The organism is Streptomyces sp. NRRL S-350, from assembly GCF_000719705.1.
GTDB lineage: Bacteria > Actinomycetota > Actinomycetes > Streptomycetales > Streptomycetaceae > Kitasatospora.
This window is the reverse complement of the sequence record NZ_JOHO01000055.1, coordinates 32,591-46,845: the sequence shown is the minus strand read 5'-3', so window position 1 is coordinate 46,845 and position 14,255 is coordinate 32,591. Positions and strand designations below refer to the sequence as shown.

General features: G+C 72.9%; 14 protein-coding genes. 4 read left to right on the top strand and 10 right to left on the bottom strand.

Annotated features, from left to right (window positions below; all coding sequences use genetic code 11):
* Positions 1 to 641: 641 nt before the first annotated feature.
* Positions 642 to 1,013 (bottom strand): VOC family protein, encoded by a 372-nt coding sequence (locus IF30_RS0132505; protein WP_030245167.1) that lies wholly within the window; start codon positions 1,011 to 1,013, stop codon positions 642 to 644.
* A gap of 80 nt (positions 1,014 to 1,093) precedes the next feature.
* Here IF30_RS0132505 and IF30_RS0132500 point away from each other — a divergent pair, with 80 nt between their 5' ends.
* Positions 1,094 to 1,555 carry a MarR family transcriptional regulator gene (locus IF30_RS0132500; RefSeq protein WP_030245165.1) on the top strand — a complete coding sequence of 154 codons (462 nt, stop codon included), beginning with the start codon at positions 1,094 to 1,096 and terminating at the stop codon, positions 1,553 to 1,555.
* Between the two features lie 546 nt (positions 1,556 to 2,101).
* Here the strand turns inward: IF30_RS0132500 and IF30_RS0132495 are convergent.
* Complete coding sequence (locus IF30_RS0132495) at positions 2,102 to 3,478, bottom strand: erythromycin esterase family protein (RefSeq protein WP_030245164.1); 1,377 nt, start codon at positions 3,476 to 3,478, stop codon at positions 2,102 to 2,104.
* 341 nt (positions 3,479 to 3,819) lie between these two features.
* On the opposite strand from IF30_RS0132495, the gene IF30_RS42325 reads away from it, so the two are divergent.
* On the top strand, positions 3,820 to 5,574 hold the full coding sequence (locus IF30_RS42325) for a serine/threonine-protein kinase (RefSeq protein ID WP_107054571.1): 1,755 nt from the start codon (positions 3,820 to 3,822) through the stop codon (positions 5,572 to 5,574).
* A gap of 72 nt (positions 5,575 to 5,646) precedes the next feature.
* Here IF30_RS42325 and IF30_RS50425 read toward each other — a convergent pair whose 3' ends face one another.
* Complete coding sequence (locus IF30_RS50425; RefSeq protein WP_030245160.1) at positions 5,647 to 6,573, bottom strand: helix-turn-helix transcriptional regulator; 927 nt, start codon at positions 6,571 to 6,573, stop codon at positions 5,647 to 5,649.
* A gap of 255 nt (positions 6,574 to 6,828) precedes the next feature.
* Between IF30_RS50425 and IF30_RS0132480 the strand changes: the two genes are divergently transcribed.
* Entirely contained in the window at positions 6,829 to 7,296 is a 468-nt protein-coding gene (locus tag IF30_RS0132480; protein ID WP_234322929.1) for a hypothetical protein, read from the top strand.
* Positions 7,297 to 7,386: 90 nt separating this feature from the next.
* On the opposite strand, the gene IF30_RS0132475 is transcribed toward IF30_RS0132480, so the two are convergent.
* Positions 7,387 to 8,019: a DUF6461 domain-containing protein gene (locus tag IF30_RS0132475; protein ID WP_051711700.1), complete on the bottom strand. Its 633-nt coding sequence runs from the start codon at positions 8,017 to 8,019 to the stop codon at positions 7,387 to 7,389.
* Positions 8,020 to 8,609: 590 nt separating this feature from the next.
* Between IF30_RS0132475 and IF30_RS0132470 the strand changes: the two genes are divergently transcribed.
* Positions 8,610 to 8,996, top strand: a complete 387-nt coding sequence (locus IF30_RS0132470) for a hypothetical protein (protein WP_030245156.1) — start codon at positions 8,610 to 8,612, stop codon at positions 8,994 to 8,996.
* A 404-nt stretch (positions 8,997 to 9,400) separates the two neighbouring features.
* Here IF30_RS0132470 and IF30_RS0132465 read toward each other — a convergent pair whose 3' ends face one another.
* The 6 genes from IF30_RS0132465 to IF30_RS0132445 all read right to left on the bottom strand — a co-directional run bounded on the left by IF30_RS0132465 (position 9,401) and on the right by IF30_RS0132445 (position 14,171).
* Positions 9,401 to 10,411: an aldo/keto reductase gene (locus IF30_RS0132465; RefSeq protein WP_030245154.1), complete on the bottom strand. Its 1,011-nt coding sequence runs from the start codon at positions 10,409 to 10,411 to the stop codon at positions 9,401 to 9,403.
* Between the two features lie 83 nt (positions 10,412 to 10,494).
* The gene (locus tag IF30_RS48200) at positions 10,495 to 10,650 is read right to left on the bottom strand and encodes a hypothetical protein (protein WP_158835646.1); all 156 of its coding nucleotides are present in this window, start codon (positions 10,648 to 10,650) and stop codon (positions 10,495 to 10,497) included.
* On the bottom strand, positions 10,643 to 11,890 hold the full coding sequence (locus tag IF30_RS0132460) for a cytochrome P450 family protein (protein WP_078891878.1): 1,248 nt from the start codon (positions 11,888 to 11,890) through the stop codon (positions 10,643 to 10,645). Before IF30_RS0132460 ends, IF30_RS48200 begins: the two co-directional genes overlap by 8 nt.
* Positions 11,877 to 12,935 (bottom strand): cytochrome P450, encoded by a 1,059-nt coding sequence (locus tag IF30_RS0132455; RefSeq protein WP_030245149.1) that lies wholly within the window; start codon positions 12,933 to 12,935, stop codon positions 11,877 to 11,879. Before IF30_RS0132455 ends, IF30_RS0132460 begins: the two co-directional genes overlap by 14 nt.
* Positions 12,936 to 13,032: 97 nt before the next feature.
* A complete protein-coding gene (locus IF30_RS50855) occupies positions 13,033 to 13,113 on the bottom strand; it encodes a tryptorubin family RiPP precursor (RefSeq protein ID WP_355676402.1) in 81 nt (26 codons plus the stop codon).
* Positions 13,114 to 13,556: 443 nt separating this feature from the next.
* Positions 13,557 to 14,171, bottom strand: a complete 615-nt coding sequence (locus tag IF30_RS0132445; RefSeq protein ID WP_030245148.1) for a hypothetical protein — start codon at positions 14,169 to 14,171, stop codon at positions 13,557 to 13,559.
* Positions 14,172 to 14,255: the final 84 nt, after the last annotated feature.

Below are 14,255 nucleotides of genomic sequence, written 5' to 3'. Positions count from 1 at the left end.
CGCGCCACCCGTCGTCGTTGTCGTCGCGGACCTCCCGGCACCACCGGCCGCACCAGCAGTCGGCGGACAGCTCCGCGACGGCCTGCTGCCGGTTGGCCAGGGTCCCGGCGCAGAGCTGGGGTGAAGGCCGAGCGCTGGCTTGGCGCATGGTTTGGGGCGGCGGCAGGTGAGCGCCGCCCGTTGCTCCGTTCAGGTGCGGGCGAACGGGCGGGTTTGTAGGCATCGCCGCCCGTCTGGACTTCACCTGGCACCGCCAGGGGTCCGGGGAGAGGTGGTCGGCACCCGTCGATCTGTGGACCGAGGGGCGCTGGGCTGTGTGGACACCGCTTCGTGGGGCACCGCCTGGTGCAGCCCTGAGTAGCAACCTCCAGAAGGGGCCCAGGGGCAATCGCCTTACGGAGCTGGCCACTTGGGGCTGTGCGCGGTAGAGGGCCAGAAGTCCGTGGAAGCCGCGGATTGTCGGTGTCGCGGGGGCTTGGCCGGTGCGGCCTCAGTCGATGTGCCGCGCTCCGCTGGGGCGCGCAGATTGGGAGAGAGAGCGGAGACGTAGCCGACTTCCTGGTGCTGCGGGCCGAGGCGGGAGGGGGTGTCCGCTGTGTGGGGCCCCGGCGGGGGTGAGGGAGGGGGAGGTCCAGTCCAGGTCAGTCTCCGTGGGCGGTGAGTGTGTAGCCTTCGGGGCCCTCGAAGGAGAACATCGGCCCGAACGGGCTGTCCGTCATGGGGGTCAGGATCCTGACCCCGGCGGTGGTGAGCTGGTCGTGGAGCCGGTGGGCGTCCGTGGTTCGGAACCAGAGCGCCACGCCCAGGCCGGGGTGTGCGGTGTCGGCGAGGTCGACGCCCGGGAGGAGTTCGCGGACGGCGCACGGGGTCGGCCTGGTGTCGAACACGACCGCGTGGGGCGGCGAGACGGCGGCCCGGCGCAGGCCCAGGTGCTGTTCGCAGAAGGCTGCTGCCGCTTGCACGTCGCGTACTTGCAGGGCGACGAAGTCGGGGCCGTCGATGGTGGCAGGCATGGGTGCTCCTCGATCCTTGATGTCAGGACTTTGACATACTGGAGACTAGGATCCCGAGAACCACATGTCAAAATGCTGACATGATGGAGAGCCCGTGGGCCGAGCCGCCCCACCCCGCCAAGGACGTCACCCACCATGTGGGCTACCTGCTCAAACGCGCTCAGGCCGCCCTGCGCAGCGCCATGGACAAGGTCCTGCGCGAGCACGGACTGACCGTGCCGCAGTACGCCACTCTCGAACTCCTGGCCTTGCACCCCGGCATGTCCAACTCCGACCTCGCCCGCGCGACCTTCGTCACCCGGCAGTCCGGAAACGTCGTCCTGCGGGGCCTGCAGGAAGCGGGACTGATCACTCGCCCCACCACCGCCGACCACGGCCGAGTCCGGCCCGCCCACCTCACCGAGGAAGGCCACAGGCGCCTGGCCGCGGTCCAAGCCGCCGTCTACGCCGTCGAAGGGCGCATGGTGGAGGCGATCCCGCCCCAGCGGATGGCCGCGCTGCTCACCGACCTCGACCTCATCGCGGCAGCCTTGGAGAAATGATCCGGGGTCCTCGGTGGCCATCGATCCTGCGAGGTCACACCATCCCAGGGTCCGAAGGCATCCCAGGGTCCGAAGGCCTGACGCCGACCCCCACGCACACCCATCACCGTGTACAACCCGTGAGCGCGCGGCACCGAGGCGCGCCTGCCCTGCGAGCCGGACCCCGGTCGGCGACCGGCGCGCCAGCATTCATCCCGGCACGGCGGGGCAGCGACCCGTGGTGCTCGGAGCGGCCAAGCGGAACGCTCACCGGACACCGCAGGACGACGTCCCGGCAGTCCGCGAATTCGAGGAACGCCTCGCCGGCGATCGTCTCGGCGGGGGCGGCGGCATCCAGGCCGGCGCCGCTTGGCCTCGGCCGCGGTCGGGGTCGTCGCGCTCGGCCCCGGTCTCGGCGGTGTGGCCGGGTGCGCGCTGTCATTCGGCGAGCCGGTCGGCCGCGGTGGTGCGGGCGGTCTCGTGGCCGCCGTCCGGGGCGTCCGTCCGGTGCGTGCCCCGGCGGGGGCTGGGGCAGCACCGGACGGACGCCCCGGGTGGTCCGCGGGGTCAGAACTTCTCTGCCTGGGTGACCTGGTGCAGGTGGATCAGGACGTCGTAGGCCCGGCCGAGTGCGAGTTGCGGCTTCGGGTCGCTGATGTAGACCGAGCCCGCCTCGTAGGTGGGGCGGGAGGTGTCCAGCCAGTCGCGGGCCGCCCGGGGTGCGGTGCGCAGGTCGACGTAGTAGTCCCGGTAGCGGACCCGGTCGAGGGTGTACTCGTTCATGTCCGGTGTGGCCGCCGGCACCGTGACGGTCTTCCAATCGTCCGTCAGGACGGCGTCGTTGGTCAGGAAGGAGCCGCTGTCGAAGGTGAAGCCGATCGCCGTGTAGTCGCGGCCGTAGGTGTCGCGCAGCCGTGCGCCCTGCGGCTCGGGGTACAGGAAGGTGTCGGTGGCCAGGTAGCCGACGTGCCCGTTGTGCGCGGACAGCAGGACCTTGCCGCCGGTGTGGCGCTGCCACCACGCGGTGTTGTCCGCCATCGCCCGGTCGCGCAGCTGCTCCGCGGCGGAGACCGAGTCCCGGTCGGACATGTCCAGGGTCGCGAAGGCGAAGGTCTCGGCGATGTTCCGGGCGTGCTGCACCGCCCACGCGTGGGCGTCGTCGGAGGCGCCGGCGCCGCTCGCGGTGACCAGGTCGAGCGCCTGCTGCGCCTTGGCGGCGTTCTCCCGGCGCTCGGCGAGCGGCTTCTTCAGGTAGGCGATGACGTCGTCGAGCGGCCGCAGGCCCGCGTAGAGGCCGTCGAGCTGCGGGAGGACGTCGGGGCGGGCCCCGCGCACGTACGAGGTGACCTGGTCGAAGATCCGGTCGCCGAGCCTCGGCAGGCCGAGGTCGTCGCCCACGAAGTGGACCGGGTTCTGCGGGTGGCTCCGGTTGTACTCGCGCATCCAGGCGATCAGATCGGCGAACTCCTCGCGGTCCCAGGGGCTTTTGCCCAGGGCGTCCTTGACGATCTGCCGCGCGTCGCCGGGCCCGCCCTGGACGTACTCGTCGATCTGCAGGCCGCTGCTCCAGCTCGTCTCCAGGGCGAAGGCGGTGAAGCCCTTCTCCTCGACGAGGTAGCGGAACAGCCGCTGCTTCATCGCGAAGAACTCGTGCGAACCGTGGGTGGCCTCGCCCAGGCCGACCACCTTGGCGTCGCCGATCATCGCGCCCAGGGCGCGCAGGTCGGTGGTGCGGCCGCCCGGTTCGGTGGTCCGCAACGGCTGGGCGACGCCGTCCAGTGCGCGCACCACGGCGGAACGCTGCGACGCGGCCGGGTCCGCGGCTGCGGTGGCCGCCCCGGGCGTCACCGGCGCGGCGACCGCCGCCACCGGGACCAGTGCGGCCGCGGCGGCCACCACCGCCGTCAGCAGTCCGCGCCGCCCGATCCCCTTGGTGCCTGCCATCGTTGTGATCACTCCTCGACTCGACGCAACACCGCGGCCCGCGGCGTTCGGTGAGTCGATCTTCACCTGGGCGCAGCCCGCCGCGCGCTGGGGCGGGCCGCCGTCTTCACGGGGGGTAACCCCCCGCCCGGATTCGGCGGTCGACCCCCCGGCCGCCGGCGGCCCGCCGGCCGTTACCGGCCCGGTCCTGCCGACGCGCAGCCGGTCCTCGCGCTGCCGCCCGTTCGAAGGAGGGCCGAGGTCGAGCGGGCCGTAGGAGCCCCCGGGGGATACCGCTAGGCTCTGGGCGGCTTCGGGGTGCCGTGGCCGGGAGGCGAAGGCTTATCGGGGGGTGCGCGGCGATGCAGCCGTTGCTGGCCGAGGATCCGTCGGTCATCGGGTCGTACCGGCTGCTCGGGCGGCTGGGCGCGGGCGGGATGGGCTGCGTCTACCTGGGGCGGACGGTGGGGGGCCGCACCGTCGCGGTGAAGGTGGTGCGGCCGGAGCTGGCGGCGGACGCCGGCTTCCGGGCCCGGTTCCGGCGCGAGGTGGACGCGGCGCGGCAGGTCGGGGGCGCGTGGACGGCGCCGGTGCTCGATTCGGACACCGAATCGCCCGAGCCCTGGGTGGCCACGGGCTACGTCGCCGGGCCCTCGCTGGCCGAGGCGGTGGCGCAGTTCGGGCCGCTGCCCGGGCACGGGGGGCGGGCGCTGGTGGCCGGTCTCGCGGAGGCGTTGGCGGCCGTCCATGGGCTGGGGTTGATCCACCGCGACCTCAAGCCGTCGAACGTGATGCTGTCGCCGGACGGTCCGGTGCTGATCGACTTCGGGATCGCGCGGGCGATGGACAGCCTCGCCACGTCCTCGCTCACCGGTACCGGGGTGGTGGTGGGCTCACCGGGCTACATGTCGCCGGAGCAGGTGCAGGACCGACCGCTCGGTCCGGCCTCGGACGTGTTCCAGCTCGGCGCGGTGCTGGCGTTCGCGGCCACCGGACGGTCGCCGTTCGGTGCGGACAGCGCGGCCGCGCTGCTCTACAAGGTGGCCCACGGTGAACCGGAACTGGGCGGCCTGCACGGCGAGTTGCGCGCGGTGGCGCAGGCCTGCCTGGCCAAGGACCCGGCCGCCCGGCCGACCCCGCAGGAGGTCGCGGCCCGGCTCGCCCCCGGCGGGGCCGCCGAACTGGTCGCGGCCGGCTGGCTCCCCGCACCGCTGATGGCGCAGATCAGCCGGCGGACGGTGGAGCTGCTCAACCTGGACGCGGCACCGGAGCGCACGGAGGACCCGGCGCCGCCCGCACCCCCTGCGACCGTGCCGCCCCCGACCGTGCCGGCGCAGCCCTCGGCGCCGGCCCCCACGGTGGCGCAGCCGACGGTGCCGGAGCCGACGGTGCCGGAGCCGACGATGCTGCCGCAGGACCCGGCGCTCGCACCGGCGCCGGGCAGGCGCACCAACGCGCTGGTCGCCGGGGCGGCGGTCGTGGTGGCCGCAGCGGTGGCCACGGCGGCCGTGGTGCTGTCCCCCGGGGCGGGGAAGAGCGCTTCGGGGCAGGACGTCCCGCGGAACACCTCCCCCGTCCCCACGGCCGCTCCCGCCGGCCCGAGCGCCGCCGCACGCACCGCCTCGAGCGCCGCCTCGACGTCCGGCTGGCCCGTGCCCGCCGAGTGCAAGGACATCGACAGCGGAAAGCTGGCGCAGCTCTTCGGCAGGCAGTCGCGGGCGCCCGAGGGGGAGGCGAAGCAGTACAACGCCGGTTCCGCGGACACGTTCTCCTCGCAGTCGTGCACCCTCTGGTTCGCCGGTGGCGCCAGGGCCGACACCCCCGTCAGCTTCGACACCTTGACCTTCGGAACCCCCGAGCGGGCCCAGCAGTTCTACGCGGACTGGCAGAAGAACGACACCGGGACGGTGTCCAAGCCTCCCGTCGCGCTCGGCGAGAAGGCCTTCCAGTCGACGAAGGACGACAGCGCTCTGTCCGCACGGGACTACCGTCTGGCCACCGTCACCGCCGACCGGGTCCTGCGGGTGTACATCCCGCACGACCCGAGCTTGCGGGACGACGCCGTGGCCGCCACCGCCGGTGACGTGATGAAGGAGCTGCTCGCCGGTCCGCAGTAGCCGCCTCGGCAGGGCCGTGAGCGCGGGACGGCGTAGCCGGGATCCGGGCGGTCGGTGCGGGCTCCGGGTGGCTCAGGCCTGCAGGCGCAGCGCCTCGCCCGGTGTCCGCGCGTAGGCGTCGCGGTAGAGGCCCGCGAAGTGCCCCGGGTGGGCGAAGCCCCAGCGCATGGCGATCTCGGTCACCGTGGTGGTGCTGGGGTCGGCGGCCAGCAACGCCCGGTGGGCGGCGTCCAGGCGCACCCGGCGCAGGTAGGCCAGCGGTGTGGTGTCGAGGTGGCGGCGGAAGGCGTACTGCAGCGCCCTCGGCGTGACGAAGGCGGCGGCGGCGATGTCCGCGAGCGAGATGTCCCGCTCGGCGTTGGTCTCGATGAAGCCGATGGCCTTGCGCAGCGTGACCGGGGTGGCGTCGGTGCGGTCGGCCGGGGCCGGGCCCGTGCGGGCGGTGTGCGGCAGGGTGGCCAGGGTCACGGCCGCGAGATGCTGGGCCGCCGTGGTGAGGAGCAGGTCGTGCTCGCAGGCGGCCGGGTTGTCGAGGACGTGGTCGCGCACGTAGGCGACCGCCGCGCCCAGCTGCCGGTTGGCCGCCTCGTCGACGGTGCGGAGCCCGGTCAGGCGCAGCGGCGCCCTTCCCCGGGTGTCGACCTCGCGGGCCCCGGCCGCGTCGAGCAGGCTGCTGTCGAACATGGCGATGGTGTACCGGGCGCTGCGGACCTCCCCCCGGTACGGTGCGTCCGGCGGGGCGATCAGAAAGGTCTCCCCGGGCCCGAACACCGTCTCCTCGCCTCCCGTGCGGTCCACGAGCGTGCCCGCGTGCAGGCTGATCAGGCACACCCGGCCGAGGCTCTCGGCGTCGTAGGCCATGTCGAACCCGAAGGAGAGCCGGTCTGCGCTGAGCGGGCCCGCCGCCTGGCGGCTGATCCGCGCCCTGGCGTCCGCCACCGATTTCCCGATGCGCATCGGGGTGTAGGCGGTGGAGAGGAATTCCTCCGTGGCCTCCATGCTCGCACTGTCGAACGACAACGATTCGACCACCACACCCACCCTTCCGTCGGCCCCTCGGCGCAGTGTCCGGTGTCCCTGTCCTGGTCTGCCGACGTTACGTCGCACCGTCGTCTGACGGGAAACTCCCGGGTTTCGTTCTGGCGGCTCGGCGGGGGTCGATGCTTCGCTCCCGCAGCTGTGGGCGGGTGCCGGGGTGGACGAGGGTGGAGGGAGCACCCGTCCCGGGGTGCCGTGCGCTCCGGGAGGGCCGCCATGACCCCGTATCCAGCTCAGCCGGCCGGCTCCCCGCCGCCGCGTCTTTCCCTGTGCAGCCAGGTGGCGGTCCTCGCCGCGGAGGCCGAACAGCAGGTCCGCGGTGGCCTGTGGGAGCTCGCGCCTCCGGAGACCACGCTGGCCAGGAAGACCGCGGAGGGTCTCGCGGAGCAGGTGGGTCCGGCCGCCGAGCAGGAGCGGCTGGCGGTCATCGACCGTCTGGAGCGTCTTCGCGAGGTGCTTGCCGTCCTGGCCATCGGCACCGCCCGCACCCACGGCCAGCTGGCCTGGTTCCTCTCCCGGGCCAGCACGGTGTTCACGCCCGTCCTGCACTGGCGGGCCCTGCCCGCGGACCCGCCGCGGTCGTTCGGCACTGTCGTGCCGACCCCGGAGGAACTCGCCGACGCCGAACGCGCGGTGCGTCGGCTGCACACCACGCTCAACCGGACGGCCACCGCGGGCCCCTGAGGCCTGTCGGCGACTGCGGGTCCGAGGCGGACGGCCGGGTCCGTGGGGTCCCGGTGGCGCCCCGTGCCGCGGGATCAGTCCTGGGCGGGATCAGTCCTGGGCGGGGATCTCGACGATGCCGGTGGAGTAGGCGCTGGTTTCGAGCGTGCTCGGGGTCAGGTGGACGCCGGTGAGCATCGTGGCGAGTGCGACGTAGTGCTCGAGGTCATGGCCGCCGCTTGCGAAGTCGAACCCGGCGTGGTGCATGAGGTCGAGGAGGTCGTCGGGTGTCCTGCCCTCCCGGTGGAGGGGGCCCTCGAAGCGGGTGCGCAACTCACCGTCCTCCCACCAGGAGAAGAGGGACATGGCGTTGGGGCTGCGGAAGTGGGAAACGCCCCGGGTGCCGAGGGTGGCGTGTTCCATGGCGTCGGTCTGTATCTCGATGCCGCCGTTGATCTCCACTGCCAGAACCCAGTCGGCGTCTTCGCCGTGGACGAGGGTGGTGCCGACGAACATGTTGTCGCCCCATTCGGCCTCGCCGTCCTGGAACTCCCGGTCCCGGGCAATGAAGGCGTCGAAGCCGTCGATGTCTCCCCGTTCCTCTGCGCCGATGCGGCCGAGGTACTCGCGCGGCGACAGTCCGCGGACCAAGGTCAGGGTGTAGCCCTCGAGCAGGTGACCGCCATGGAAGTCCCGGAGCCAGGAGCGGGCGGGCGGCGATTCGGCGTTCGTGGCCGGTGACACTGCCAGGTTGCACCGACAGCGGCTCGACCTGGCGGCCCGCGTGGTCGTCGACCGCGCGGGGGCGGCGCGGCTGGGCGTGCTCCTCCCGGTCTCTCCGGTGGTGGCCCGGGAGGTCGAGGCCGTCGAACAGTGTCCCTTGCGGGTGCGGTCGCTCGGTCCGGGGCCGGCCGCGCCCAGGGCAGCTCGTAGTACGCGGCTCCGCTGGGATCCCCGGGCGTCTCCGATTTCGCCCGACCAGCGTCCCACTGCGCAGGTCAGCGGCGTGGGACGGGACCGGCGCCCGGTGGGACGGCCTGTGGCGTGCGGTGGGGGCCCCGGGCCGTCCTAGGGTGATGATCCGGCAGCGGGGAGGGGCCTGCCCCCGGCGGATGACCTGCTCGCTGCGGGCGGGGGCGCGTTCGCGTCATTGGGCGGCCGGGACGCCGGGGTGGGCGGGCGTCGGCGTTGCGCCGGCGCAGGATCTTCCGGCCGTCGGGGGCGGAGGGATTGTTCCAGGACCACGTAGCGGGCCCCGGCGCAGGCTACGGATACGCAAGACATCAAGATCATCATGCGCGGGCCGAGGTCGGCCGCGCTCCAGGGAGGTAACGATGAAGAACGTGAACAAGCGGGCAGTCGGGGCGGTTGTCGCGGGCGTACTCCTGGCACCGTTGGCCGTGATCGGTGCGGCGCAGTCGGCGAGTGCCACCAGCTACGGTTCGTGCCCCTACCCGTACGTGTGCATCTACAGCAACAACACCACCAGCGGGAGCCCGGCGGCGGCGTACAAGGACCAGACCGGCTACTTCCAGTACGTGAGCCCCAGGACCCCGTTCAGCGTCATCAACACCCGCAATCAGGACAGCGTCGAGATCCAGTACACGGCCAACGGCAACTCGTTCACTACCTGCGTGAGCCCCAACGCTCAGATGTACTCGTCCACGATCGGCTCGCCGACCATCACGGGCCTGCGCATCGATGTGGGCGACTCCTGCTGACCTCGAGTCGGACTCGGGGCGGGCGCCGGCCTGGAGGCCCGGCGGCGGACGTCGCCGGGCGGCACGCCGGGGTGACCCGGCGCTGACGCCGGCTCCGGGGGCCGGTCCGCTGCCCGCTCGGGGGTTCGGACGCGGACCGGCCCCTCCAGTGTCCGCGGGCGGGCGCCGCGATGCCGCCCGGATTGGTCCGGGGCGGTGCCAGGGGGGCGCCGGCCCGGTCCCAGCGGCACTGGTCCCCCGGCCGTGGCCCGTCGTGGGAGCGAGCCGCCGTGGGGCAGGACCCTGTCCACGCGGCCGAGGCGGCGGCCACGGGGTAGGCGGGATCAGCCTTGGCGGCCGGGGAGCACGGCCAGGGCCTGCGAGCGCGTGGCGACGAGCGGCGACCGTACGAGCGCCGGCCCGGACTACCGGGAGCCCGCCACGGGGCGCGGCTTGTAGAAGGACTCCTCCAGGTAGGCGGCCTCGTGCGGCTGGTAGGGCTCCTCCAGGTAGGCGGCCTCCTCGTCGTCGAGTTCGACGTCCACCGCGGCGAGCGCGTCGGCCAGCTGGGCCGGCGTGGTGACCCCGACGATGGGCGAGGTCACCACCGGGTTGCGCATGACCCAGGCCAGGGCGACCTGGGCCGCGGACAGACCCCGCTTGCCCGCGATCTCGTGGACGCGCTCGGCCACTGCCTGGTCCTCGTCGCGGTAGAGGATCGTGCCGCCCTCGTCGGTCTCGGCGCGCGCCGTGGCGGCGTCCCGGGGCCGCGTCAGTCTGCCCCGCGCCAGCGGGCTCCACGGGATCACGCCGATGCCCTGGTCGGCGCAGAGCGGGAGCATCTCCCGCTCCGCTTCCCGGTGGATGAGGTTGTAGTGGTCCTGCATCGACACGAACCGGGTCCAGCCGTTCAGGTCGGCCAGGTACAGGGCCTTGGCGAACTGCCAGGCGTACATGGAAGAGGCCCCGATGTAGCGCACCTTCCCGGACCTGACCGCGTCGTGCAGCGCCTCGAGGGTTTCCTCGATCGGGGTGTCGTAGTCCCAGCGGTGGATCTGGTACAGGTCGATGTAGTCGGTCCCCAGTCGCTCCAGGGAGGCGTCGAGTTCGGCGAAGATCGCCTTGCGGGACAGCCCGGCGCCGTTCGGGCCGGGGCGCATCCGCATCCAGACCTTGGTGGAGAGAACGACCTCCTCGCGCCGGGTGAAGTCCTTGACCGCCTGGCCGACGATCTCCTCGCTGCTTCCGGCGCTGTACCCATTGGCCGTGTCGAGGAAGTTGACGCCGCCCTCGAGGGCCTGCCTGATGATGTCCCGGCTGGCGTCCGCGCCCAGCGACCAGGGCTCGCCGCCCCGGTCCGGCTCGCCGAAGCTCATGCAGCCGAGGGTGAGGGCGGAGACTTCCAGTCCGGTCGCTCCGAGTTTGACGTATCGCATGCTTCCGAACCTAGGACGTGAAGTGCGCTCCAACGCAAGACGTTTCGGTCGGGAATTCGAAGGGGCGGGGCAGGTGCGCGCCGTCAGGTTTCGACGGCGAGCACCCCGGTGGCATCGAAACCCGTGAACACGTGCCCGCTGCGGGCCGGCTCGGCATCGCGCTCGGGCTCGGGATCGGGATCGGGATCGGGATCGGGATCGGGATCGGGATCGGGCGGTTCCTTCCGGGCACTAGCCAAGCAGCACCGGCAGGCGCAGCAGTCCGTGGTGCCTCGGGTTCTCCTGCCACACCGGCCGCTCGGCCAGCCGCAGGGCGGGCCAGCGGCGGAGGATCCGGCCGAACGCCACCTCGGCCTGCAGCCGGGCCAGCGGCGCGCCCAGGCAGTGGTGGATGCCGTGGCCGAACGCCAGGTGCCCGGTACCGTCCCGGGTGATGTCGAACCGATCGGGGTCCGGAAAGGCGGCCGGGTCGCGGTTGGCGGCCAGCAGGCCGAGCTGCACGAACTCCCCCGCCGGGATCCGGGTGCCGGCGATGATTACCGGCTCGGTGGTGTAGCGCAGCGAGGCGATCGCGAACGGGCTCTCGTAGCGCAGCATTTCGTCGATGGCACCGGCCATCAGGCCCGGGTCGGCGCGCAGTGCGGCGAGCTCCTCCGGGTGGTCGAGCAGGGTGAGCAAGCCGTTGGCGATCAGGTTGACGGTGGTCTGGTGGCCGGCCAGCACCAGCAGGAAGCACATCGAGGTGATCTCCGCACCGGTCAGCCGGTCGTCGCCGTCGCGGGCCGCCAACAGGCCGCTGAGCAGGTCGTCGGCCGGGTGCTCGCGCTTGTGGTCCAGCAGCTCCTGGATGTGCCGCAGCATCGACTCGGCGGTGGGCACCGAGACTTCGCCGTCGCCCTCGGCCTCGGCGTTGCCTCGCACCTGCAGGGCGGTGCGGCCGTCCGCAGGTGCGCCGATCAGGTCGGATATCACCCCGAGGGGCAGCGGCAGTGCGAAGTCCGCGATCAGGTCGGCCTCGGCGCGGCCCGCCAGGGCGTCCAGCAGGCGGTCGACCCGGGCTTCGACCAGGGGGCGCAGCTCGGCCACCCGGCGGGTGGTGAAGGCCTGTTGGACCAGTCTGCGCAGCCGGGTGTGGTGGGGAGGGTCGGTGTTGAGCATGTGGTGCATCAGGCCGGCGCCGGGGCCCTCGGTGTTGCCGAGCAGCGCGCCGTACCGCTCGGCGGCGCCCTCCTTGCTCAGCCGGGGATCGGCCAGCGCGGCGCGGCAGGCGGCGTGGCCGGTGACCAGCCAGCCCTCGATGGGCACCGGCTCGCCGAACCGGACCCGGCGCACGACGCCCTGTTCGCGCCAGCGCCGGTACTCCTGGTGCTGGTGGGCGAAGAACTCCGCGCCGATCGGCGCCGGTTCGGTGACGGGTGGCTCAGCGGCGGCTGCGGCGGCGGACCCGGGCGACGGGGCGGTCGGCTCAGCGGCGGCCATGCCGGCCCCCGACCAGTCGGACCTCCTCCACGCCGAGCAGTCCGACCAGCGGCACCTTGGCCCGCTGCTGCTGCGGGTCGACGGTCAGGCCCTGGCGCCGGATCAGGTCGAGCAGGAGTTCGGCCAGCGGCATCACCATGTGGCGGCCCCAGCAGCGTTCGGAGTTGTGGCCGAACGGCAGGTAGCCGGGGGCGGTGTCCGGGTCGATCGAGTCCCAGCGCTCGGGGATGAACGTGTCCGGGGCGTCCCACAGGGCGGGGTCGCGGTGCGAGAGCAGCGGGAGGACCAGCACGTCGTCGGCCGGCCCGATCCGCTGGTCGATGGCGGGGTACTCCGGGGAGGCGTAGCGCAGGATGTTCCAGGACGGCGGCAGCAGTCGGGCCGACTCGTGGATGAGGTTGCGGTTGGAGACGTCCTCGTCGAACGGCGCACCGAGCCAGAGCGCGTTGGCGACCAGGGTGGAGACGGTGAAGCAGACGGGGGCGGCGGCGCGCCGGTACATCCCCATCGCATAGCGGCGGTCCTGGTAGTCGGCGGCGTCGGTGAAGAGGCCGGCCAGGGCCGTCAGCCGGTCGTCCCGTCGGGGGCGCCGGGGCAGTGCGGCGCCGGCCGCGATGACCGACCAGGTGAGTTTCGGCGTCAATTCGAGATAGCGGCTCATCAGCAGCCGGAGCCGGTACGGGTCATTCCCGAGAATGAGGTCGCGCAGGAAGAAATGGCCGGTGATCGGCCACGGGCCGCTCAGGTCGGTATTCTCCGGAATGGGGTTCTTCAGGGCCGCGCGCACGTCGGCGCCGATGGTCCGCATGATCTCGGCGGCCTCGGGGCGGCCTATCGAGCGGCCGTGCAGCGGCTTGAAGGTGGGCCGCTCGGTCTCGGTGGCGCGGCGGGCGGCCAGGATGCGGTCCATGGCCTCGGGGCCGGCCACTCCGATGGTGTCGGGCTCCAGGCGGAACACGTCCCGGCCCAGGTGGTCCCGGATCAGGGCAGCGAGGCGCGGCGCGAACACCGTGGTGCGGGTGCGCGAGCTGGCGGTGAGCGGCATGGCGGTCTCCGGGGCCGGCAGGGCTGACGGGTCGTCGGTCGGAAGGGAAGGATGCCGGGTTCGTCCCCGCCCGGGGGGCGGGGACGAATTCCTCGGCTTAGTACCAGAAGTACCAGGCCTTCTTCTTGAGGCTTTCCTGACCGCTCAGCGTGTTGCGGATCGCAAACAGAATCTTCATGCGTGTCACCTCCATGAAACGAATGCCTGAATTCGGAAATTCAGTGCGCTGGGCGCCAGTAAATCTCCCCTTCGGCGCTGCTGTCAACGGGCTGTTCGGGTAGAAGTCCCGCGACCCGCCGGATGTCCGGTTCGCCCCGCCTTCCCGAGAAATGATGGGGAAATTTCCTGAATTCGTGAACCGAATTCGGCCGCCGAACCGTTAGGGCCCGGCACCTTCGCCTCGTCGGGGGCGGGGCCGAGCGGGGCGCACCGGCGGGCGACGGGCCAAGCCGGGCGTCCTCGGCGGCCGGGTCGAGGCCGACCGGACGTCGAGGACGGCCGGGACGTCGAGGACGGATCCCGGTTGCGTTCGGTCCGTCACGGTGTGCGACGGCCTTACGGCAGGGAGCGGTCACGGCTGGGCTCGACGCGACGGCGGGTGGTGGCGGGTGGTGCCCTCGGTCAGCCGGCGGCGGCGGTCCGGCGCAGGCCGTTGCGCCGGGCGCGTCGGATCACCAGTCCGAGCAGGAGCGGCACCGCCGCAGCCGCCCCGGCGGCGACGTCGATCCCGCCGTAGTCCGTGTCGGCCGGCTGCGGCGAGGACCACCCGTACGGGTCGACCAGGACCTGCTCGGTCTCCCCGACCGTGCCGGGGCCGTCGCAGAAGTCGCCGTCCATCCAGGCGTGCTTCAGCGGCTTGCCGTCCACCCGGGCCAGGTGGCAGGTGTCCGCGGGCTGCCCGTTCCTGCCGTGCCCCACGGTGACCGAGGTGACCCGCACGTCCACCTTCTGCCCCTGGTGTGCCAGCACCTCCCCGTGCAGCACGAACCCGGGCGCCACCAGGGCCGCGGTCCCCAGCACGGCCCCGCCGGCCGTCAGCCAGGCGCCGGGTGCGGCGATCGCCACCAGCGTCAGCGTCGCGATCAGGGCCAGCGTCCCGCCGACGATCCCGTACGCCTCCCAGTCGGGGTTGGCGATCAGCAGTGAGGACGCGACGATCAGCGGCGGCCCGAAGAAGGCGGCCGTGGTGAGCCGGCGGACCTGTGCGGGAGTCCTGGCGATGGCTGTTCGAGACACGGCGGCCAGTGTGGCGAACCCGGACGCCGGGCGAAAGGGGCATGGCGTGCCGGCCCGGCGAGCACGAGGTCACGGGCTGCGCCG